This is a genomic window from Hymenobacter tibetensis (assembly GCF_022827545.1).
GTDB lineage: Bacteria > Bacteroidota > Bacteroidia > Cytophagales > Hymenobacteraceae > Hymenobacter > Hymenobacter tibetensis.
The window spans coordinates 3,064,292-3,085,628 of sequence record NZ_CP094669.1 but is presented as its reverse complement, the minus strand read 5'-3'; the positions used below and the strand labels follow the sequence as shown (position 1 = coordinate 3,085,628).

Below are 21,337 nucleotides of genomic sequence, written 5' to 3'. Positions count from 1 at the left end.
CAGAGCTTGCCTTTCGGTGAATTAGCGAGGTGGTGTCGTTCAAGTAGTTGAAACAACAAGCCCGCTTGTTTCATTGAATCACGGTTCCTACTACTTCCAGTATTGCCTGTGCTTTCAGCAAACATTCTTCGTACTCGCGTTCCGGCACGGAGTCGTAAGTGATGGCAGAACCCACCTGGAAGCTGAGGTAGCCGGTGTCGGCGCGGTATTGCAAGCTGCGAATAACCACGTTGAATTCGAACTCGCCGGTGGGTGACACGTAGCCGATGCTACCGCTGTACAAGCCGCGGCGGCTGCGCTCATAGTGCTCGATGAGTTGCATGGCCCGAATTTTTGGAGCCCCAGTCATGGAGCCCATTGGGAAGGTGGCGTGCAGGATATCTACCAAGTCAACGGCCGGCCGAAGTTCTGCTTGCACCGTTGAAATCATCTGCCACACGTGGCGAAAAGGGTATAGCCCAAACAGTTCTGGTACCTGAACGGAGCCCGTCTGCGCTACGCGGGCAAGGTCGTTGCGGACCAGGTCCACAATCATAAGGTTCTCGGCGCGCTCCTTTTCGTCGTGCAGGAGCGTAAGGCGTTGTAGTTCATCGGCCTCGGGGGTGGCGCCGCGCCGGATGGTGCCTTTGATGGGTTGGGACAGAAGCGTAGGTGGGCGGCAGGCCAGAAACCGTTCGGGCGAAGCGCACAATAAATAATGGTCGTGCCAACGATAAAAACCAGCAAAAGGAGTAGGCGAGGCCTCGTTGAGCTGCATAAAAACCTCAACCGGATGTAACTGCACCTGCTCGGCGTAGAACTCCTGGCACAGATTCAACTCGTACACTTCCCCGTTCAAAATATCTTCCCGGATAGCAGCTACCGCTTGCAGGTACTCTGGTTTCGGCATGCGTGGGCGCAACACCGGCACCTCAGGCAAGCTTGGTGTTGGGAGTGGAGCCGACAAAATCTCCTCTAACACATTCTCTGTACGGCCATAAATCTCCAATTGATCTTCGTGCCAGTGCAACCAGGTTTGCGGCCGGAAGAAGTGCAGGTTGGGCCAGCTTAGTTCCGCGTAGTTGTTGCTGGTTAGAGCTTCAATTTCGTTTTTTACATCGTACGTGATAAAGCCACACACCGGCGTAGCAGCTTGGTTGCCGCGTAGCCATTCTCGCAGTTCCGCCAGGGTGCTAGGGGTGTCGGTAGCCTCTGTTGCAATAGCCAACATTCGGGCAAAGGCACCGCCAGGATACGGTAACTCATTGGGCTCGAAGTAGGCACAGTGCGCAAAGCGGCTGCCCCAATGCAAGGCACGAAGACGAAAGTCGGGAGGCAAGGTGGTGAGCGGAACAGTTAGCACGAAGCGAAGATACGAGGCGCCAACGGCGACTGTAAGGGGTGTGGCTAGGGAGTAGACGGTAGTTGTCAGGCAACAGGTTTGGAACGCACTATGGCTGAGAGGCTGGCAGGGTATCTACTTCAGTTCTGCCAAGGCTAATTTGGCTTTGGTGTCGGTGCTGTTCTTGTACTCGTGCTTAGGATAACTCAAGGCCTTCTCGAAATACAGTTTAGCCGTGGTGCGCTGCCCTTCTGCCTGATACAGATACCCTAATTGCAAAGCCGACTGTGGAGCGAAGTAGTAAGGTGCCGTGCCCGCTAGCGCAATGGTACGAGCAAAAAGCAAGCGGGCCGAGTCCAGTTGGCCTAGGCCCTGCCAGGCGCGGGCCCGACGGTACGGTTCTTCTAACCGGTCGCGCAGAGAGGTGGCGTTGGTGGCTTGAAAGTCGTCGAGCGTGGTTAGGGCCTCGCGGTAGTAGCCGCCATCAATCTGCAGCCGGGCGCGGGTAAGGTGGCGGTTGAGCGGTTGTTGGTCGTCGAAGAAACGCTGCGCATAGGTGTCTTCCTCTACCACGGTGCGTCCTCCCGTGTCGATCTGCCGGCGAAATTGCTCGGCCGCAACGGCATCGTGGGAGAACCATGCCGCGAGGTAAAGCTTGAAGTACGCGTCTTTACGGTAGTGAGCCCCTCGAAATTCTTTCAGAAAAAGCTCGTTTTCGCGGCGTGAGGCACTGTACTGTCCTTGGTAGAGCAGCAAGTCGGCCGCCATGTGTCGGAGGTAGGGCAGCGGCACATAGCCAGCACCAATCGGGCGGGCACGATAGGCAGTCAACGCCGCTTCGGTACGATGCTGTTTCTTGTTAAGACTAATCAACAGGTAAGCAAACAGTAGATTGTCGGGTTGTTGTTGGGCTAGGCGGCCAACGAGTTGCAAGGCTTCGGTGGGCTTCTTGTAGTAGGTTTCCTCTACCAGCGCCAACATGATTTGTGCTTCTGTTTGGAAATCGTTGGGATTATGGGCCGCCGCCCGCAAGTTGGCTAGTCCCGCTGGTATGCTGCCAGAAAGCCCCAGCAGCTTCAAAAACCAGCGGTAGCCTTCCGGTAGCGAGCCGATAAAGAATTGCATCATGCCCAACGTTTTGCGGGCTGGCAAGTAGGCTGGATAGCGCTTTACCGTGCCTTGCATCTCCTGATAGGCTTGCCGCATGTTCCACGCCCCCTGTATCTCGTGCCCAAAAGCTACTTGCGCCGCCGCTTGGTGCAGGCGGATTTCGGCACGCGTATACTGGTATAGGGACCCATTGCCTTCCGCCTTTTCTAGTGTCTCCAACCGTTTATCTTGGGCGTTGATGATAGCCTGGTAGCGCCGGGCATCTTGGCTAATCATCAACTCGGTAATATCCAGACAATCATGAACTAGCAGGGTGCCCGCAGATTCTGTTGGAGTGCCTTTCAGTAGGGTACGGGCCGCCTCTGGGCGCATCTTCAGCACCTCCGCGTATGCGCGCGCCTGCCGCGCGGTGAGAGTAGCCACGCCACTAGCTTCAGACTGATGCCTATGCCATGCAGGAGCGCCCACTACTTCGCAAAAAAACGCGGAGCTGAAGGCCAACAGGATACTCAGGCACAGCGTCTTGGCACAAAGCATTTGGCTACCCGCTGGAGGACATTTCATAAGCAAAAAAAGAACGGCACGAGGGCCGTTCTTTTCAAGATCAATAATTCCAACCGAAGGATTAGGAAATGCGGGCTTCTACATCAGCCAGTACCCGGCCGCAGTGTTCGCACACGATGATTTTTTTGTGCGAAATAATGTCGGCCTGGCGCTGTGGGGGCACTGTGTTGAAGCAGCCACCGCAGGCATCACGCTTTACCGTTACCACGGCTAGGCCGTTGCGCACGTTGCCGCGGATACGAGTATAAGCAGTCAGCAGACGGTCTTCCACGGGTTGCGTGGCTTGGCCCCGCTCGTCCATGAGTTTCTTCTCGTCGGCCTCACTTTCTCCCACAATCACTTCCAACTCGCTCCGTTTGTTGGCAAGGTCTTTCTTCCGCTCTTCCAGCCGCTGCTTGGTGCCAGCGATGTCGGAGTTTTTCAACTCAATTTGGTATTGAGCTTCTTTGATTTTCTTTTCGGAAATCTGAATTTCCAGCTTTTGCAGCTCGATTTCTTTGGCAATAGCCTCGTACTCGCGGTTGTTGCGGACGTTTTGCTGCTGGTCTTCGTAGCGCTTGATGAGGCCTTCGGCGTCTTTGGCGTTTTGCTTGCGCTGCTTTATCTGGTCGTTGAGGCCGGAAATTTCCTCATCGAATTTGCTTACGCGCACCTCATAGCCGGCAATTTCGTCTTCCAGATCACGCACTTCTTCGGGCAAATCGCCCCGCACGCGCCGGATTTCGTCGAGCTGCGAGTCAATGCGTTGCAGGTTGAGCAGAGCTTCCAGCTTGCTGGCAACGGGAACATCGGCCGGGGCAGTAGCGACGGTTTTAGAAGTCATAGTAGACGGGGTTGGTATGGGTCTTTGCAATCAAGAGCGCAAAAGTACCACCAAAGGTTGACGCAAGCAAATTCTGGAATAGTTCGCCGGTAAATTGTTCGCTTTCAAAATGCCCTACATCACAGAGCATCAGCTGCCCTTCCGCCTGAAAGTACTCGTGGTACTTCAAGTCGCCGGTTACGTAGGCGTCGGCCCCGGCAGCGCGGGCCCGGTTAATCAGAAAGCTACCCGCACCACCGCACACGGCCACTTTCTTGATGGGTTTCTCGAACGCAGTGTGCTTAACGACGGGCACTAAGAGCGCCTCCTTCAACTGCGCCCGAAACGCCGCTGGGCTTACGGCTTCCGGCAATTCACCCACCATGCCCGAGCCTACTTCCTGGTGGATGTTTTCCAGCTTGATGATTTCATAGGCCACTTCTTCATACGGATGTGCCTGACGTAGGGCCCGCAATGCGGCATTTTGGATATGCAGGGGCAGTAAGACTTCTATGCGTACCTCCGCTGTCGTTTCGGGTTGGCCAACTGCTCCTTGAAACGGATGAGTACCGATACCCGGCGTAAAAGTACCGGTGCCTTCCATCTGAAAGCTGCACGCGGAGTAGTCGCCAATCTGGCCTGCTCCGGCAGCGTACAAGGCGGCCAGTACGGCTTCGGTGTGTGTAGGTGGCACATACGTAACGAGCTTGGCTAATAAGCCGGGCTTAGGGTCGAGGATGCGGAGGTTGATGAGGCCAAGCTTGTCGGCCAGCTTACGGTTCACGCCGTGATACACGTTGTCGAGGTTGGTGTGAGCGGCGTACAGGGCTATATCGTTTTTAATAGCCTTGAGCAGTGTCTGCTCCACTTCATTGGCCCCCGTAATACGCTTTAAGGGACGAAAAATCAGGGGATGGTGCGCTACTATTACGTTGCAGCCCCGGTTCAAGGCTTCTTCTACGACAGCTGGCGTGCAGTCGAGCGTGATAAGGACACCTCGCACTTCCATGTGCGGGTCGCCGCATTGCAGGCCTGCGTTGTCATAAGACTCCTGGTAGGCGAGGGGAGCCGCAGCTTCTAATACTCGGGCAAGATCAGCGACGGTGGGCATAGGTTGACGAACGAGAAGGGCAGAAAGGAATACGGATTTGCTGCTGCGTGGTACTTGGGTGATACAAGTTCTACTCTTGTGCTTGATTTCGGCAAGCTGCCAACACGTCGACGTAGTGCGCGACGTGCGTCGGCAGCTCGCGGCGCTTGTATTGCATCAGATAGCGTGGATGGTCGAGTACGCGAATAGTGTCGAAAAGCTTTAGCTCTTGGTTCAGCTTTTCGAACAGCAGGCCGTTGCGCCGGCCCAAACATACGGCTGCCGTGCGTGCTAGGCCCAATTCTTCTACCTGCCGTTGCAAGGAACGGCGAATATCTGGCTCCAGAGCGGTGGTCAGCGTTTTCGAATCGTAGTAATTGTAGTTTTTGCCGTGGCGTAACAGCACCAGCGGATACAGGGAGCCTAGGTAGAAATCCTGGTAGAATGCGGCTGGCCCGCCTAGCTCCGCCACCACACGGTATACAAATTGGCTGCTTAGCTCGGGGTGCTGCGGCAACTCGTTCGGAATGCCACACACAGCAGCCAGCGTGGCAGGGTCGGTGAAAGCAACTCCCGTCCGGCCGGCCCCAAACCGTCCAGGGTTGATGCCTAACAGCGCTACGCGGGGGCGGTGGCCGGTGTAAAACTTCTGCCCGAACTGCGCCATCAAGTTTGCCACGGTGGCATCCTGATATGGGTTGAAGGCCACTACTTCGTCGGGCAGAAGCGGCGGGGCCGGGAAAGTAGCAAGGAAGTGCAGCAGCCGGTCGGCGAAGGAAAGCATAGCGTGAATTCAGTTGATTATCCGTAGGTACGGGTTCCTGTTAGGTTCGGTCCGCTAACTTTGTCTGTATGCACCGCCTGCTACTTCTGTTGCTCTTGCCTTTGGCTTGGCTATATGCCGGCATCATGGCCGTACGCAATTGGCTGTACAACAAAGGGTGGAAAGAGTCGGTACGGTTTGGAGAGGTGCCCGTTATCAGTGTCGGCAACTTACGGGTAGGAGGCACCGGCAAAACCCCGCACGTAGCGTGGGTGGTGGAGGAACTGCGCCGACTAGGGCAGCAACCTGCCATTTTGAGCCGCGGGTACGGCCGCCGTACCCGCGGCTTTCGCCTGGCCAGCCCCACCGATACGGCCGCTACCCTTGGCGACGAGCCATTGCAGCAATTCCAACACTTTCAAGGAGTAGTGCCCGTAGCCGTGTGTGAAGACCGACTAACAGGCTTGCGTACCTTGCTTCGGCAGTGTTCTACAAGCACTAGTGTGGTCCTTGATGATGCCTACCAGCACCGCCGGGTACGCCCCGACTTCAGCGTGTTGCTAACCGAGCAGCAGCGCCCGTTCTATACGGACTATATGCTGCCTGCGGGACGTTTGCGGGAAAGCCGGGCGGGGGCGGCCCGCGCCGATGTGGTGATAGTCACGAAGTGCGACCCTGCGCTAACGACAACTCAACGGCAGGAAATAGAACGTCAGATTTGGCGCTACAGTCGGCCAGAAATACCCGTGTTGTTCAGTGTCTACACGTATGGAGCGCCCGTGCCACTGTCGGAAGTGGTAGCCGAAGCATCGAATGCCACTGCGTATTCTTCGGAAATCGTGCTGCTTACGGGCATTGCGCAGCCTGGTCCATTGCGCGACTATCTGGTGGGTGCGGGCTACCGCATTGTGCACCATGCGGTATTTGCCGACCACCATGTTTTCACTGCACAGGAAATTGCAGCGGTGAAGGCGTATTGCGGCCCAGGTTGCCGTATTTTTACCACCCAGAAAGATGCCACCCGCTTGCTCGACCCCACCTTGCATACGGAAATGGTTGGTTTGCCCGTTTTCTACATTCCAATTGCCGTGGAGTTTCTGGCCGATGGGGCGAACCGTCTGCGCCAGCTGCTTCCAGCCGCTATTCAGCCCCAAGCTGTTGTCTGACTTTTTGCTCTCCGTGATTTTTAAACGCTGGCCGTTCGGCCACCCAACGGTTCTGGTTGCCCGGCTTGGACGTTGCCAGTGGGCATTGCTCTCCATCTTGCTATTCGTGCTGCTAGGCCGTGCCGTGCCGGTGCAGGCCCAAATCCTCGACGATTCCACGAAGGTGCTGTACGGTGCCCGTACCACTCGCGTTATCTACGAAGACGACATACTGCGCGACCGGACCGAAGGCCGCATCATTGACACGACGCTTACCAATTTCCCCTCGTCTCGTAATTGGTACCACGACAGCACTTTCTATCAGGATTTAGGCCTTGTGGGCACCGCTGCCCGGCCGCTATTGTGGCGTACCAACACGCAGCTCGGCTACCGGCTCGGCCGCAATGTCTTTGATCGGTATGCCCGCGACCCAGCCACCATTCCTTACTACGACACCAAATCGCCCTACACCTTCTTTCGCTTTATTCAAGGAAGCTTCGGCGAGCAGGTGTTCGAGCTTTCGTACACCCGCAGCATTAATAAGAATGCAAGTGTAGGGCTCGCCTATGAGCGTTTTGCTTCCAACAAGCTATACAATGCTATATCCAGAAGCGGGCTGGTAGAGCATACCAACTTCTTGCTTTTTGCACGGTTTCAAAGCACGGATGAACGCTACCGTGCCTTGTTCAACTACAGCAACGTACGGCACCAAGCGGCCGAATCGGGTGGTGCCTACTACCAAGCCGCTACTACGCAGCAACCAGCCGACACGGTACCAGAGCAGCTTTTTGGCTACGACGAGGAAATCTCCCGTCTGACGGAGGCCGCTAATACCGAACACCGCGACGGCATTCGGTTTGTGCAGTCGTATCGCCTGATTGGACGCGGGCTCACTGCCTATCACATCGTGGACTTTCGCCGGCAGCGGAACCGCTTTCTAGATGATTTTGGGCGAGTGCCACAGGGGCAAGCGAGCAACAGGGACCTGCTGTTTTATCCGGTGGCACTGCTGAGCCGGGCAGGCACCAACGACAAAGCCGAGCTTCGACAGGTGGAAAACACAGTTGGCGTATTGGGGCGCAATGAACTAGTGAATTACCGCATCTACGCTCGTCATCGGGGAGTTTCACTTTCTACGCATCGTCGCATCGAGGATCCAATTAACCCTCTTCCTAACGACTCAGAACCGTATAGCAACATATTTCTGGGAGGTACAGCCAACTTCCGCTACAAAATATTTGCTATTGAAACAGTTGGCGAGTACGCTTTGCCTAAGCCCGATCAAGGTAGCAAATTTGGAGAGTACTGGGCGCGTGGACTTGCGCGCCTAGGTCCTTTAACGGGAGAGGTTTTGATTAGCAGTTACTCCCCAACCCTTACTCAGCAGCAATTCAGCGGTAATCACTACCGCTGGGGCCAAAAGTTCAACGAAGCAAAGTACACTTACGATGATGGGCTAGGTCTTAAAAATACAAACGTGCAGCAACTAACGGTACGCTTGGACCAAACGTTAGGGCAGCATCGGTTGGAAGCATCGGGTGCTATCGTCAACATCACCAACTTGGTGTATTACAATGAATTGGGAGAGCCGGAGCAAACCTCGGACCCTTTAGGGCAGCGTGTGCTCACTGCTTCAGTGCGCCACCGTTTTAATGTCGGAAAACTGTTCTTCGATAACCAAGCGCACGCAACTACTGGTGGGGAAGACGACGTGGAGGGAATTCGCATTCCTGGCCTAATTACCAATAGCAAAATATACTACCAAGGCTCCGTGTTCAAGAATGCGTTGTTTGGGCAAATAGGAGCGGAGGTGTACTACCAATCTAGCTGGAAACCCTACGACTACAGCCCTAGCACCCAGCAGTTTTATGTGCAGAACGGATTCACGGCAGCTAATTTTGCCGTGGCAGATGCGTTTCTAACTGCCGATATTCGTACGGTGGCTGTGTTCCTGAAAGTGGCTTATCTGAACCAAGGTTTGCAGCGCGACGGGTTCTTTGTGACACCTTATTACACCACGCTGCCCCGGCGGTTTCAGATTGGAATTCGCTGGCAGTTTTTCGACTGATTATGCTGTATTGGTTGTTTGGTAAGGGCATCTTGCTACTAATCTCGAAAGCGCCTTTTTGCCAAGCTGTTCTTACGCCTCTCCTCTATGGAATCTCAGAATCAAGAAAAAACCATCCTCAAACTCAAGCTCAATACCGATCCGCGGTGGGTAGACATTGCAAGCAAGAACATCGAGGACATTCTCGTTGACCATGCGTGGTGCGAACAGAAAGCGGCTAGCACCGGCATCAGCATGATTATCCACTATCCCGAGAAAACTCGGCTCGTAGACGAGCTAACCGATTTGGTGGCCGAAGAGTGGAGCCATTTCGAGCGGGTACTGCTGGAACTGCGTAAGCGAGGCTACCAGCTCGGGCGCCCCCGCCGCGACGAGTACGTGGTACAACTGCTGGCCCATGTGCGCAAAGGCGGGCCGCGTGAGCGGCAGCTTCTAGATCAACTACTTGTGTCGGCTCTCATTGAAGCCCGCAGCTGTGAGCGGTTCAAGCTGCTTTGGAAGCACATTCCGGACCCCGAGCTAAGCAAATTCTACTATGAGCTGATGGTGTCGGAGGCCGGTCACTTTGTGAGCTACGTGGACCTTGCTAAGGAGTACTGCGATCCGAAAGATGTGGAAGCTCGTCTGCAGGAACTGCTAAAGATAGAAGGCGAAATTGTAACCAATCTGCCTGTCCGCGACGACCGGATGCACTAATCCTTGGATTACCCTTTTTCTCACAATGGCTATCATTCCTCAAACTAATCATTGTCATTCCGACGCAGGAACAATCTAAGTCCACTTGTTGAGCGGCGTGACCTAAATTCCTCCTGCGTCGGAATGACAAGACATGTGCGCGTAACTTGTTTATAACAAGCACACAAAAGCGCCGCCTTGCAACTAGCTGCAAGGCGGCGCTTTTGTGTGTGATACTTAGTGGCCCACTTCCGGCTCTTCGGTTGTTTTCGGAGTCCGGGAATTCAGCAAGCCTGGTGGCACGGTTAGGGTGCCGGTGTGTACGTCGATGATGCCGTTGCGCTCATCTTCAATGTTGGTGGCCTGCGTGTACACGTCGCCGGCAATGGGACGGGCGCGGAGTTCTTGTTTGAAGAGGCGGATGTCTTCGGCGCGGCTCTCGGCGTCTTTCGGGCCACCGTAGTCGGGGAAGCCGAAGCCGCCCCATTCGCTGACCAGCAGCGGCACCTGCTTGCGGTAGAAAAATGGGTCGCCGACGACGAGGGGGAAAGCTGCAGTACCTTCTAGTTCGCCCTGTACCAACCGGTCGAGCAATTCCTGCCAGCGGCGCAAATCAGGCGTATACAAATGTGCCGTAAGCAAGTCAGACTTCAAGCGTCCTTCGTGAGAGATATGGTGCCAGCCATCATTGTCGACTACCAAGAACTGCGGGTGCGCGAGTTGCAGGTAATGGTACATGTCCACGATGTAGCGGCGCGTTTCGGGATTGGTGGCAATGTCCTGGGCGCCCCAGTCTTCGTTGTACAAGCTCCAAATAACCACCGACGGATGCGTGCCAATAAGCGTGAGCATGCGCATTAATTCGGCACGATGGTTTTCGCGGCTACGAGCGGTGGAACTGTGCGGGCTCGGCACCTCCACCCACAGCAACAGCCCTAGCTCGTCGGCTAGGTTGTAGATGCGTGGATCGACGCCGGCAATATGTACGCGCACCAAGTTGCAGCCAAGCTCCTTCATGGCATACATATGGCGCCGTACTTCTGCATAGGTGGCCGTACCAGGCTGATACAGAATGCCATCTAAGTAAACAGGCTCGTTGTTGAGGTACACATACCGGCCACGAGCTTCTATTTTTCGCAGTCCGAAATACGTTTCGATTTGGGCGGCGTAGCCTTCCTCGTCGATGAGCTGAGCAACCAACCGGTACAGGTTGGGCGCTTCCGGCGACCATAACCGAGCGTCGGGTACTTCCATCACCACACGCTGTTGTCGTTGGCCCGCCTCCAGGTTCAGCTTGAAGTCGGATGTAGCTAACGGGGGCGTGTTTGGTTGGGCGTTGCGCTCGAACACTTGCAGGCGCAAAGTGTAATGCCCAGGGTCATGTATGCGGGGCGTAACGGTGAACCGCACCAACTGGTCTTCTACCACGCTTACTACCCCTACCCGGGAGCGAAGACGGTTGCGTTCCACCATTTCCAGCCAGATGCTGCGCACTGCGCCAGTGGAAGTCTGGTACCAAATGCCGCCCCGCTTGTACACGTGCGACTCTTGCTTGCCCCGCGGCGTCTCGGCATCCAGCGTGTCGGCTACGCGCACCGTGAGGCGGTTGACCGGGCGCAGATGCTCGGCTTGCAGCTCGTACGAGAAAGATGTGTACTCGCCGTAGTGAATTTCCTCGCCTTCTATGGTGCGTAGCAAGCGGCCATTGAGCCACACCCGGGTTTCGTAGCCGCAGGCTCCAAAGGTGAGCTGAAGCATGGAGCGGTTGAGAGATTCTGCTACTTCAGGGAGCGTAAACTCCCGTTCGTACCACGCCACCACACTGTCGTGCCAGGTGGCGGGCTCCTGCTGACCGTGCGCCTGCGCTATATGCTCTTCCACAGAGCCTGGCCACTGGGCTCGGTGCTCGTAGTAATGCCCCAAATGCCAGCCGTCGCGTAAGCCGGTATCTTCAAGGTCGAGGGCGAAGCGCCAGTCGCCATCGAGTAGGACGTGGGTGTTAAGGCGCAATACAGCGCGGGGTAGTGGGTTAACGAATGGTTCCGGAACGTTCAGCTCTTCTTGGCTAATAGATAGACCGTAGTTGGTTTGCTCGGAATTCATAGAGGTTGGTTTAGAACGAGATACACCATGCCACGGCATTACGCCGCACACGGCTAGCAGGCAGCACTGCCGGGCTTTGGGAAAGTACGTTAGAAATGACGTTTGTGCTGTCCTTTTCTAGTATTCCGTACCAATACCTTATCCTCACGCATGCTGCGCTAGCTGTTCAAGAAGACAGCAATGTTCCCGAAATGTTATCTGCACAGCTGTTCTTATATGCTGAATCATTACAAGGAACGAGCAGTTGGCCAGTGAATTACAGAGGGGTTTCACGCATGTTGATACTACCACTAACCAGCTTTGGTACTGCTATTCCGAACTATCACCCGGCGTAGTTGCCGCTGGCAAGCAAATGCCAGCGAGGATGTAGTGTATTCGTTCAGCTTTGCTGCCGCAGGCTGTTATGGTTGGAAATAGGAGACAGGAAGAGAGCAAAAAAGGAACCTGGGTTGGCCGATAAATGCAAACCCAGGTTCCTTTTTTATCAATGGAACGGCCCATGAAGGCAATGGGATATCAGGTCTTTTGTTTCTTCTTTTTGGCAGCTGGAAACAGGACGTTGTTCAAAATCAGACGGTAACCTGGCGAATTAGGGTGCAAGGCCAAGTCGGTAGGCTCTTCTTCCACCATATGCTGGTAGTCTTCAGGGTCGTGGCCGCCATAGAAAGTCCAAGTGCCTTTACCCAGGGTGCCATGCATGTAGCGTACCTCGCCCGAGGCTTTGTTGTCGCCCATTATTACTACGTCGGACTTGATGAGGGTTTTGCGGAACGCAGTTGTCTGGCCCATGAACCCCTTAATGGTTTTCTCGTGGTTCTGGGTGAGCATGGTGGGCACAGGGTCATACTTGGCCGAGAAGGTGAAGAGCTGAAAGAAGTCGTTGTCTTCGTACACGCCCCGTTCGCGCATATCCATGTCGATGTTGCTGAACTCGTACTGGTACGGGTCGCGCACAATCTGGAAGTCTTTGAAAGCCAAGGTGCGGTTGAAGTTGAGCTTGCTTTGTGCGGCGGGGTCGGCCGGGTCGCCGTCGTACATACTTTCGGCCATGTCCACGCCCAAGCCCGCCAACGCAATGTCATAGGTATCAGTGGCAGAGCACATGGCAAACTGAAAGCCACCTCCCGCAACAAACTCCTGCATTTTGGTCACGACGGCCGCCTTCATTTGCGAAGTCTTGGTGAAGCCGTGGCGTTTGGCGGCGGCTTCGGCCTCCCGAATTTGCTGCTGATACCAGGGGCGGTTGCGGTACATGGCATAAAACTTACCGTTCTGGCCCGTAAAATCCTCGTGGTGCAGGTGTAGCCAGTCGTACTTGGGCAGCTTGCCGTCCAGCACGTCGTCGTCGTATATCTGGTCGTACGGAATTTCGGCGTATCCTAGTACCATGGTTACGGCGTCGTCCCAGGGCTGCTTGCCTTTGGGCGTGTACACGGCAATCTTAGGTACTTTCTCTAGCTTCATGACATCCATATTGGCGTTCGGGTCAGCTATTTCCGACAGGATGCTGGTGTACTGCGCTTCGCTGATAACCTGGTAGGAGACGTTGCGCACAGCCAACTCGTTTTCCACCCCGGTTGCTACCTCACAGGCAAAGGACCCGCCGCGGTAATTAAGTAGCCAGTCCACCTCCACTTGCTTGGTAAGCAGCCAGTAAGCAATACCGTAGGCCTTCAGATGCTCTTTCTGTGCTTGGTCCATGGGAATAAGCACATGGTTGGCGCGCACCATGGTAGGCGCCGCCACCCCAACTACCAGCAGCAGCACAAGGAAAAAACGAGGGAAGGTCATATAGCGAAAGGTGAAAGGAACTGCAGACGCATGGTAAGTTGACAAAAACTAAATAAAAAAGCGCCGTTGCAGGTTTTCTGATCAGTTAAATTTAAAGGAATTACGCAGGAAACTAGGACCTATTCGAGAAACTATAAAATTAAAATAATCAAATATTGATCCTCATTTTCAAAGCAAGGAAGGAGGGCCCTGTATGTGCTGAAAACGCGCTACATTGCGTGTCCCTACTGCTTCTTGAACGGCTTTGGAAGACGTTAAGCTGAGTCGGGTTCTGCGCCGCCCGCGCCTTTTTGTCCTGTCGTTATGCACTTGCTAGAAAACATCAAGGAGGCTTTCCGTTCCATTCACAGCAATTTGCTGCGGACCGTCCTAACAGCCCTTATCGTCAGTATCGGGATTATGGCCTTGGTGGGCATTCTAACGGCTATTGATGCCATGAAGTATTCTTTGAACCAGACTTTTGCAAGTCTGGGCGCCAATTCTTTCGAGATGAAGGCGAAGGGCTATACCAACCGGTTTCGGCGAGGGGGCGTACAGGGCCGAATTTACCCGCCTATCAGTTTGCTGCAAGCAAAGAAATACAAACAAGCACTGGGCGACGAAGCGCAGGTTGGTATCTCGGCATTCATTTCGGGTAGTGCTGAAGTGAAGGCCAACGGGCAGAAAACCAACCCTAACGTGCAGGTAGTAGCCGGTGACGAAAACTACCTGCAGATTCAAAGCTACAACCTGGGGGCGGGGCGCGCCTTTTCGCCTCTGGAACTGGAGAACGGAACCAATGTAGCCATTGTAGGGGCCGAAATTAAAGAGAAACTGTACCCCGCCGAAAGCCCGTTGGGCAAGTACGTATACTTGCTGGGCCGCCGCTTTCTGGTAGTAGGCATGCTCGAAAAAAGCGGCAGTACGGGCCAAGGAGGCGGCGCCGACCGCCTGGTGCTCATCCCGCTGGAAACCGGCAACCAATTGCCTCGCCAGCGCGCCCTCACCTTCGATGTAAAAACCGCCACGCCTCGTCCCGAAGAGCTTAATTACTTGACGGGCCAAGCTACCGGCATTATGCGCGCCGTGCGGCACGACCCTTTGGGGCAAGAAGATAGCTTTGACGTAGAGCGCTCCGACTCTATGGCCGCTACGCTCGATAACCTGTCGGGAGGTCTGAAAATGGGTGGGTTTGGGGTTGGTTTTATTACGTTACTCGGGGCCAGTATTGCCCTTATGAACATTATGATGGTGTCGGTGACGGAGCGCACGCGGGAGATAGGTATCCGTAAGGCGCTCGGGGCAACGGCTTTTCAAATCCGACAGCAGTTCCTGATTGAGGCCATCGTTATCTGCCTGATGGGTGGGATACTGGGCATTATTCTGGGCGTATCCATGGGCAACGCGGTGTCTTTGTTTGTAGGTGAAGGTACCTTCCTAGTGCCGTGGTTCTGGATGACCTTAGGCTTGATTATCTGCGTTACGGTTGGGTTAGCCTCAGGCTATTACCCAGCCAGTAAAGCTGCCGGCCTCGACCCAATTGAGAGTCTGCGCTACGAATAGCGGAGAACGGGAGGCTGCCAACGGCTCCTAACAATGCAAGAAAAAGGAGAAGCGAGTAGCTTCTCCTTTTTCTTTTGCCCTACCATTTTCAATTCAGAGAAAAAAACAAGAGTGAAACCTGAGCGTAACCAGGCGGGAACGGGGTGAAAAGCTGCATTTAGGATTGGTAACATTGGCGTAACACAGGGGTAACATCGAGGTAATAGTTAATGCCGCACTTTGTGCTAGCATTATCATTTCATGAAGAAATTGTTACTCCTTGCTCTTGCTTTCGTAGTAGGACAAGCCTACGGACAGACTGCTGACTCGGTAGCGCAGGCTCCCGCAACCACCAAAAAATGGTTTGAGAGCTTCGCTATTCGCGGCTACATGCAGGCACGCTACAACCGGTTGCTTGAAACCAACCCCGATCTGTCGTGTGAACAATGTGACAGGTCGTGGGGCAACAACGGTGGGTTTTCGCTGCGCCGGGTGCGCCTGATTCTCTACGGGCAGTTGCACGAACGGGCTTACTTCTATTTGCAGCATGATTTTGCCAGTGCCCCCAGCGGCAGCACCACCGTCAACTTCGGTCAGCTGCGCGATGCCTACCTGGACTTGGGTCTCGATAAGGTCAACCGATTTCGGTTGCGGATAGGCCAAAGCAAGGTGCCCTACGGCTTCGAAAACATGCAGTCCAGCCAGAACCGGCTGCCGCTCGACCGCAACGACGCGCTGAACAGTGCGCTTTCCAACGAGCGGGACTTGGGCGTTATGTTTTACTGGGCGCCTACAGCAGTGCGCCAGCGTTTTTCCCGGCTGGTAAAAGATGGGCTGAAAGGCTCTGGTGACTATGGCGTACTGGGAGTGGGCGTATTCAACGGACAAACTTCCAACCGCCCCGAACTTAACAACGAGCGCCATGTGGTGGCTCGCCTTTCGTATCCGCTGGTGGTGGGCCAGCAGATCATAGAGCCCGCCTTGCAGGCGTATAGTGGCCAATATGCAGTAGCCAAAGACCAACTATCAGCAGGCGTGAAGCACCGCCCCGACATGAACTACCTGGATCAGCGCGTGGCGGCTACGTTCGTGCTGTATCCGCAGCCCTTTGGAGTACAGGCCGAGTACAATGCCGGCCGGGGCCCCGAGTTCAACCCGCAGACAGACAGCATAGAAACGCAGCCCCTGCATGGCGGCTACGTAATGCTTAACTACCGTCTGCAGTACCAACAGCAACAGTTCTATCCGTTTCTGCGCCTGCAGTACTACGATGGCGGTAAGAAGCATGAGCGTGATGCCCGCAGCTACACCGTACGCGAAGCCGAACTAGGGGTGGAATGGCAGCCGTTTAGCAGCTTCGAGTTGGTGACCATGTACACGCTTTCTTCGCGCCGATTCGAGGATTTTCAGCGCCCCAGCAACCGGCAGCGCGGTGGCTTGCTACGCCTGCAGGCGCAGGTAAACTTTTAACTGCCACTTCCTAGGCCTTGGTAGCAACAGCTAGTCGCGGTAGGTGAGGGCCGGCTTACGGTCACCTAGCAAGGGCTTGTAGATGTAAGTGCCCACATCCTGCTTGAACTCCTGCTGGGCTTGGCGCAGCAGTTCGGGCGAAGTAAACAAGTCAATGGCCGTCATGGTCATGGTTTTGGCGGCCACCATCATGCCTTTGGTCCCTACCTCGGTGCCGTCGCAGGCAACGGCTTGCCAGCTGTGGGCCGGGGTGCCGGGTACCCAGGTGGCGGCTTCCAGTCCTACGGTGGGCACTACATAGCTTACGTCCCCGACGTCGGTGCTGCCGCCGCCTTCCCGGGTTTCAAACTTGCCTACTGTGGCAGCCGCGGTGAGGGCGGGCACCGTGAAGCCTAGGGAGCTTTGGATTTTCTTGCCGAACTCGCTTTCCTCGGCACTGTAGCTTACCCCACCCACTTGTTCGAGGTTGCGCTGCAACGCCCTGGCCAGGGTTTCATTGAGCAGCAGATCATGGGTGCCACCAATCACCTCGTATTCCATGGTGGTGCCGGTGCCTAGCGCGGCGCCCTGGGCGGCTTTCACTACTCGCTCGAAGATTTCTTTGACGTCGTCTTTCTTGGGATGCCGCACATAGTAATACACTTCCGCGTAGTCGGGCACGACGTTGGGCGCTTTGCCGCCGCTGGTGATGACGTAGTGAATGCGCGTTTCCTGCGGAATATGTTCGCGCATCATGTTGACCATGGTATTCATGGCTTCCACGGCATCCAGGGCGCTCCGGCCGCGTTCCGGCGCCATAGCTGCGTGCGCCGAAACCCCACGAAACCGGAATTTGGCCGAGGAGTTTGCCAGGTAGTTGTTCATCATCGCGCGGTTCTCGCTGCCTGGGTGCCAATGCACTACCGCATCTACCTCACGGAACAGGCCGGCCCGCACCATGTACACTTTGCCGCTGCCGCCTTCTTCCGCGGGCGTGCCATATACCTTGATGGTGCCCTTGAGTTTGCGCGCCTCAATCAGCTTCTTCAACTCAATTCCGGCGGCTACACTGGCCGTGCCAAACAGGTTGTGCCCGCAGCCGTGGCCGGCGTCTTTGCCCGCCACCGGCTTTTTCTCGGCGGTGGCCTGCTGCGACAAGCCGGGGAGGGCATCGAACTCCGCCAGAATGCCAATGACTGGCTTGCCGCTGCCATAGGTAGCCACGAAAGCAGTTGGAATATCAGCTACGCCCGCTTCAACGGCGAAGCCCTGGTCACGCAGGGTTTGCTGGAGCAGGGCGGAACTCTGGGTTTCCTTGTACCCAACCTCGGCATACTCCCAGATTTGCAGCGCAATCTTGCGGTACTCGGGGTAGGCGCTTTGGATGTTCTTGGTAGCCTGTGCTTTAAGCGGATTGCTGCGGTCTGGCTTTTCCTTTTGTACTGGCCCCGACGACAAGCAAAGTATGCCAAGTAGTAAGAGGTAAGTAGCTGTATGTTTCATGCACCTTGTAGGTTTGCGGAGATAGATAACGCAAGGATTACTTGCTGCTTTCAGGAAATACTTCTTGAGCAAGCTATATGAATGCCGCCTCAACGACGCTAGGTAGTTTGACTCAGCGCGAGAAGGCAATATCTGCAACAGAAGCGACCTTCTCGTCACTATTGCCCACTATTCTTATATCGTTTTAGCTTTTATTTAGATGTTGGAGGCTAAAAGGCCAATCAGCGAAAGGCTAATTCTCTACATTTGAAATAGTGCCTGCATCACCACAGGCTAGCATTGTTCTTCCAACTACAACTGAATGCAAACTTTTACTCCTAGATTGGGGCTAGCGGGCGGCTTGCTGCTTGGTGGCCTTAGTGCTTACGCTCAGCCGAGTACGTATCCGCGCAACGGCGTTTACGACCAGCGGCCAGGCCTGTACGCTTTCACCCACGCCACCATCTTCACCGACTACAAAACCAAGCTCACCGACGCGACGCTCGTTATTCGAGACGGCCGGGTGGAAGCCGTTGGGAACAAGGTGAAGATTCCGGCCGGGGCCGTGGTCCAAGACCTAAAGGGCAAGTACATCTACCCTGGCTTCGTGGATTTGGCTGCTAATTATGGCTTGCCCGACGTGAAGCTGCCCGAGCGGACTGGCCGCCGGCCACCACCGCAGTTTGAAAGCAAAAAAGGGGGCGCCTACGACTGGAACCAGGCCATTCACCCGGAGACCGTTGCTGCCAACGAGTTCAAAGTCAACGACGAGCAAGCCGATGTCTACCGCAAAATGGGCTTTGGAGCCGTGCTCACCCAACAGCCCGATGGTATTGCCCGCGGGACGGCGGCCCTGGTCACGCTAGCCACAGCTGGCCACCGTGAAAACGAGGTGTTGCTCAACCCAATTGCCGCCGCTGGGTATTCATTTGATAAAGGCACCAGCACCCAAAACTACCCCGGCTCCCTGATGGGCAGCATTGCGCTGCTCCGCCAGACCTACCTAGACGCCGATTGGAACCAGCGCAACCCCGGCAAAGAGCAAAACCTTTCGCTCCGGGCGTGGCAAGAGCAGCAGCCGCTACCCCAGATTTTCGAGGTGAGCGACAAGCTGAACGCCTTGCGAGCCGACAAGCTAGGCGACGAGTTCAAGACCCAGTACATCATCAGGGGCCGCGGCGACGAGTACCAGCGCGTGGCGGATATGAAGGCGACGGGTGCTTCGTTTATTATCAGCCTCAATTTCCCTGATGCCTACAACGTCGATGACGTGTACGATGCTTCGCGCATTTCGCTAGAAGAGTTGAAGCACTGGGAAATGGCTCCTGCCAACGCCGCCTTGCTTACCAAAGCCGGCGTGACCATTGCCTTGTCGGCCGCCGACTTGAAGGACAAAAAGAAATTTCTGCCCAATCTGCGCAAAGCCATTCAGTACGGCTTTACCGAAGAACAAGCCCTACGAGCCCTGACCGCCACGCCAGCCGAGCTGGTAAAGGCGCAAAACCAAGTAGGTAGCCTCAAGCCCGGCCTGATAGCCAATTTTCTGGTGTGTTCAACGCGCCTTTTCGCGGACGACAACGTGCTGCTCGACAACTGGGTGCAGGGCGAGCGGTACCAACTCAGCACGCTGCCTGCTGATTACCGCGGGGTGTATGCGCTCCAACTTGTTACTGCTGACAAGGTGAAAGCAAACGAATTTAAACTAGGGGCAGATATGGCTATGATTGTGGAGGGCAAGCCAGAAGCGCCACAATTGAAAGTAGTAACCGCTCCGGGAGACACCTTAAAAGGCAGCATTAGTGTAAATGGTGAGCTAGCGACCATCGTTTTCCCTTCCAAGAAAGATAAAAAGGCGGAAGCAATACGGCTGAGTGGCTACTATACGCCTGAAACTCGTCAGTTCAGGGGCGATGGCCAGGTAGATGCCTTTCAGGTAAAGTGGACAGCACAGCGGCAAGAAGCCGCCAGCCGCGCCGCCAAGCGCGATTCTGCCAAAGCGCCTGAGCCGGTGCAGATAGGTGCTATTCTGTATCCGTTTGCGGCCTACGGGCGGGCGGCCATGCCGCAGCAGGAAACGGTGCTAATTAAGAATGCGACCGTGTGGACCAGCGAGGCTGCGGGCAAGTTGGAAAACACTGACGTGCTGTTGGTGGGCGGTAAAATCTCGAAGGTGGGCAAAAGCTTGTCGGCCAAGGATGCGCGCATTATCGACGGCACCGGCAAGCACCTGACGCCGGGCATCATTGATGAGCACTCGCACATTGGTATCATTGGCGGGGTGAACGAAGGCACGCAAGCCGTAACGTCGGAAGTGCGCATCGGCGACGTGCTCGACCCCGAAGACGTGGACTTGTACCGTGATTTGGCCGGTGGCGTAACCGCCTCCCAACTGCTGCACGGCTCGGCCAACCCTATTGGGGGGCAGTCGCAGCTGATCAAGCTCAGGTGGGGTGCGGCTCCCGAAGGGTTGAAAGTGGCTGGTGCTGATCCGTTTATCAAGTTTGCGCTCGGCGAAAACGTGAAGCAATCCAACGCTGGGGAAGCCAACGTGCTGCGCTTTCCACAGTCGCGGATGGGCGTGGAGCAGGTGTTTGTGGATGCCTTCACGCGGGCCAGGGAGTACGAGAAGGAGTGGGCTGCCTACAACAAGCTGGGCAAAGGTAAGCAGAAGAAAACCGAAGCCCCGCGCCGTGACCTGGAACTGGATGCGCTGGTGGAAATCCTGAACAACAAGCGCTTTATTACCTGCCATAGCTACGTGCAAAGCGAAATTAACATGCTTCTCAACGTGGCCGACCGCCTGGGCTTCAAGGTGAATACCTTCACCCACATTCTGGAAGGCTACAAAGTGGCCGACAAAATGAAGGCCCACGGTGCCGCTGCTAGCACCTTCGCCGACTGGTGGGGCTACAAAAACGAAGTGCGCGACGCTATTCCGTACAACGCCGCCATCATGCACGATGCCGGCCTTGTAGTAGCCATCAACTCCGACGATGCCGAAATGAGCCGCCGCCTCAACCAGGAAGCAGCCAAAACGGTGAAATACGGGGGCTTGTCGGAAGAAGAAGCGCTGAAGCTGGTGACCATCAACCCGGCCAAAATGCTGCACGTCGACAACAAGATGGGCAGCATCAAGGAAGGCAAGGATGCCGATGTAGTGCTGTGGAGCACGCATCCGCTAAGCATTTATGCGCACGCTGAACGCACCTTCGTGGATGGACGGCAGTTTTTCGACATTGAGTCAGACAAGGTGGCGCGCCAGGAAATGGAGCGGGAGCGGTTGCGCATCATCCAGAAAATGCTGGCGGCTAAGAAAGGCGGTGCGCCCACTCAAACGCCAACTGCCAAGGCCACCGGCCACTTCCATTGCGACACGGAAGGCACCGATAAAGAACTAGACAAGTAGAACGACCGGCCCTCTTCAATCTTGGCTTAAGCTTAGAAGAGGAATCC

The 21,337-nt window shown here is 55.4% G+C and carries 14 protein-coding genes; 6 read left to right on the top strand and 8 right to left on the bottom strand.

Going from position 1 to position 21,337, the window contains the following annotated elements; all coding sequences use genetic code 11:
• Positions 1-70 precede the first annotated feature (70 nt).
• The 5 genes from pabB to MTX78_RS12330 all read right to left on the bottom strand — a co-directional run bounded on the left by pabB (position 71) and on the right by MTX78_RS12330 (position 5,671).
• Complete coding sequence (gene pabB / locus MTX78_RS12350; protein WP_243794417.1) at positions 71-1,342, bottom strand: aminodeoxychorismate synthase component I; 1,272 nt, start codon at positions 1,340-1,342, stop codon at positions 71-73.
• A 114-nt stretch (positions 1,343-1,456) separates the two neighbouring features.
• Positions 1,457-2,854, bottom strand: coding sequence for a tetratricopeptide repeat protein (locus tag MTX78_RS12345; protein WP_243794415.1), 1,398 nt, complete (start codon positions 2,852-2,854; stop codon positions 1,457-1,459).
• Positions 2,855-3,056: 202 nt separating this feature from the next.
• The gene (locus MTX78_RS12340) at positions 3,057-3,818 is read right to left on the bottom strand and encodes a zinc ribbon domain-containing protein (protein WP_243794413.1); all 762 of its coding nucleotides are present in this window, start codon (positions 3,816-3,818) and stop codon (positions 3,057-3,059) included.
• On the bottom strand, positions 3,808-4,908 hold the full coding sequence (locus MTX78_RS12335; RefSeq protein ID WP_243794410.1) for a Nif3-like dinuclear metal center hexameric protein: 1,101 nt from the start codon (positions 4,906-4,908) through the stop codon (positions 3,808-3,810). Before MTX78_RS12335 ends, MTX78_RS12340 begins: the two co-directional genes overlap by 11 nt.
• A 70-nt stretch (positions 4,909-4,978) precedes the next feature.
• Positions 4,979-5,671: a uracil-DNA glycosylase family protein gene (locus MTX78_RS12330; RefSeq protein WP_243794402.1), complete on the bottom strand. Its 693-nt coding sequence runs from the start codon at positions 5,669-5,671 to the stop codon at positions 4,979-4,981.
• A gap of 68 nt (positions 5,672-5,739) precedes the next feature.
• Between MTX78_RS12330 and lpxK the strand changes: the two genes are divergently transcribed.
• The 3 genes from lpxK (at position 5,740) to miaE (ending at position 9,559) form a co-directional block, all read left to right on the top strand.
• Complete coding sequence (gene lpxK / locus MTX78_RS12325; RefSeq protein WP_243794400.1) at positions 5,740-6,816, top strand: tetraacyldisaccharide 4'-kinase; 1,077 nt, start codon at positions 5,740-5,742, stop codon at positions 6,814-6,816.
• 13 nt (positions 6,817-6,829) lie between these two features.
• Complete coding sequence (locus MTX78_RS12320; protein WP_243794398.1) at positions 6,830-8,863, top strand: putative porin; 2,034 nt, start codon at positions 6,830-6,832, stop codon at positions 8,861-8,863.
• Positions 8,864-8,950: 87 nt separating this feature from the next.
• Positions 8,951-9,559 carry a tRNA-(ms[2]io[6]A)-hydroxylase gene (miaE, locus tag MTX78_RS12315; protein WP_243794396.1) on the top strand — a complete coding sequence of 203 codons (609 nt, stop codon included), beginning with the start codon at positions 8,951-8,953 and terminating at the stop codon, positions 9,557-9,559.
• A gap of 216 nt (positions 9,560-9,775) precedes the next feature.
• On the opposite strand, the gene MTX78_RS12310 is transcribed toward miaE, so the two are convergent.
• Together MTX78_RS12310 and MTX78_RS12305 are read right to left on the bottom strand one after the other, a co-directional pair.
• Entirely contained in the window at positions 9,776-11,641 is a 1,866-nt protein-coding gene (locus MTX78_RS12310) for a glycoside hydrolase family 2 protein (RefSeq protein ID WP_243794393.1), read from the bottom strand.
• Positions 11,642-12,157: 516 nt separating this feature from the next.
• On the bottom strand, positions 12,158-13,432 hold the full coding sequence (locus MTX78_RS12305) for an asparagine synthetase B (protein WP_394805581.1): 1,275 nt from the start codon (positions 13,430-13,432) through the stop codon (positions 12,158-12,160).
• Between the two features lie 303 nt (positions 13,433-13,735).
• Between MTX78_RS12305 and MTX78_RS12300 the strand changes: the two genes are divergently transcribed.
• Complete coding sequence (locus MTX78_RS12300) at positions 13,736-14,974, top strand: ABC transporter permease (protein ID WP_243794392.1); 1,239 nt, start codon at positions 13,736-13,738, stop codon at positions 14,972-14,974.
• A 240-nt stretch (positions 14,975-15,214) separates the two neighbouring features.
• The gene (locus tag MTX78_RS12295) at positions 15,215-16,423 is read left to right on the top strand and encodes a porin (protein ID WP_243794390.1); all 1,209 of its coding nucleotides are present in this window, start codon (positions 15,215-15,217) and stop codon (positions 16,421-16,423) included.
• 30 nt (positions 16,424-16,453) lie between these two features.
• On the opposite strand, the gene MTX78_RS12290 is transcribed toward MTX78_RS12295, so the two are convergent.
• Positions 16,454-17,905: an amidohydrolase gene (locus tag MTX78_RS12290; RefSeq protein WP_243794388.1), complete on the bottom strand. Its 1,452-nt coding sequence runs from the start codon at positions 17,903-17,905 to the stop codon at positions 16,454-16,456.
• Between the two features lie 301 nt (positions 17,906-18,206).
• Between MTX78_RS12290 and MTX78_RS12285 the strand changes: the two genes are divergently transcribed.
• Positions 18,207-21,290, top strand: coding sequence for an amidohydrolase family protein (locus MTX78_RS12285; protein WP_243794379.1), 3,084 nt, complete (start codon positions 18,207-18,209; stop codon positions 21,288-21,290).
• The last annotated feature ends 47 nt before the right edge of the window (positions 21,291-21,337 follow it).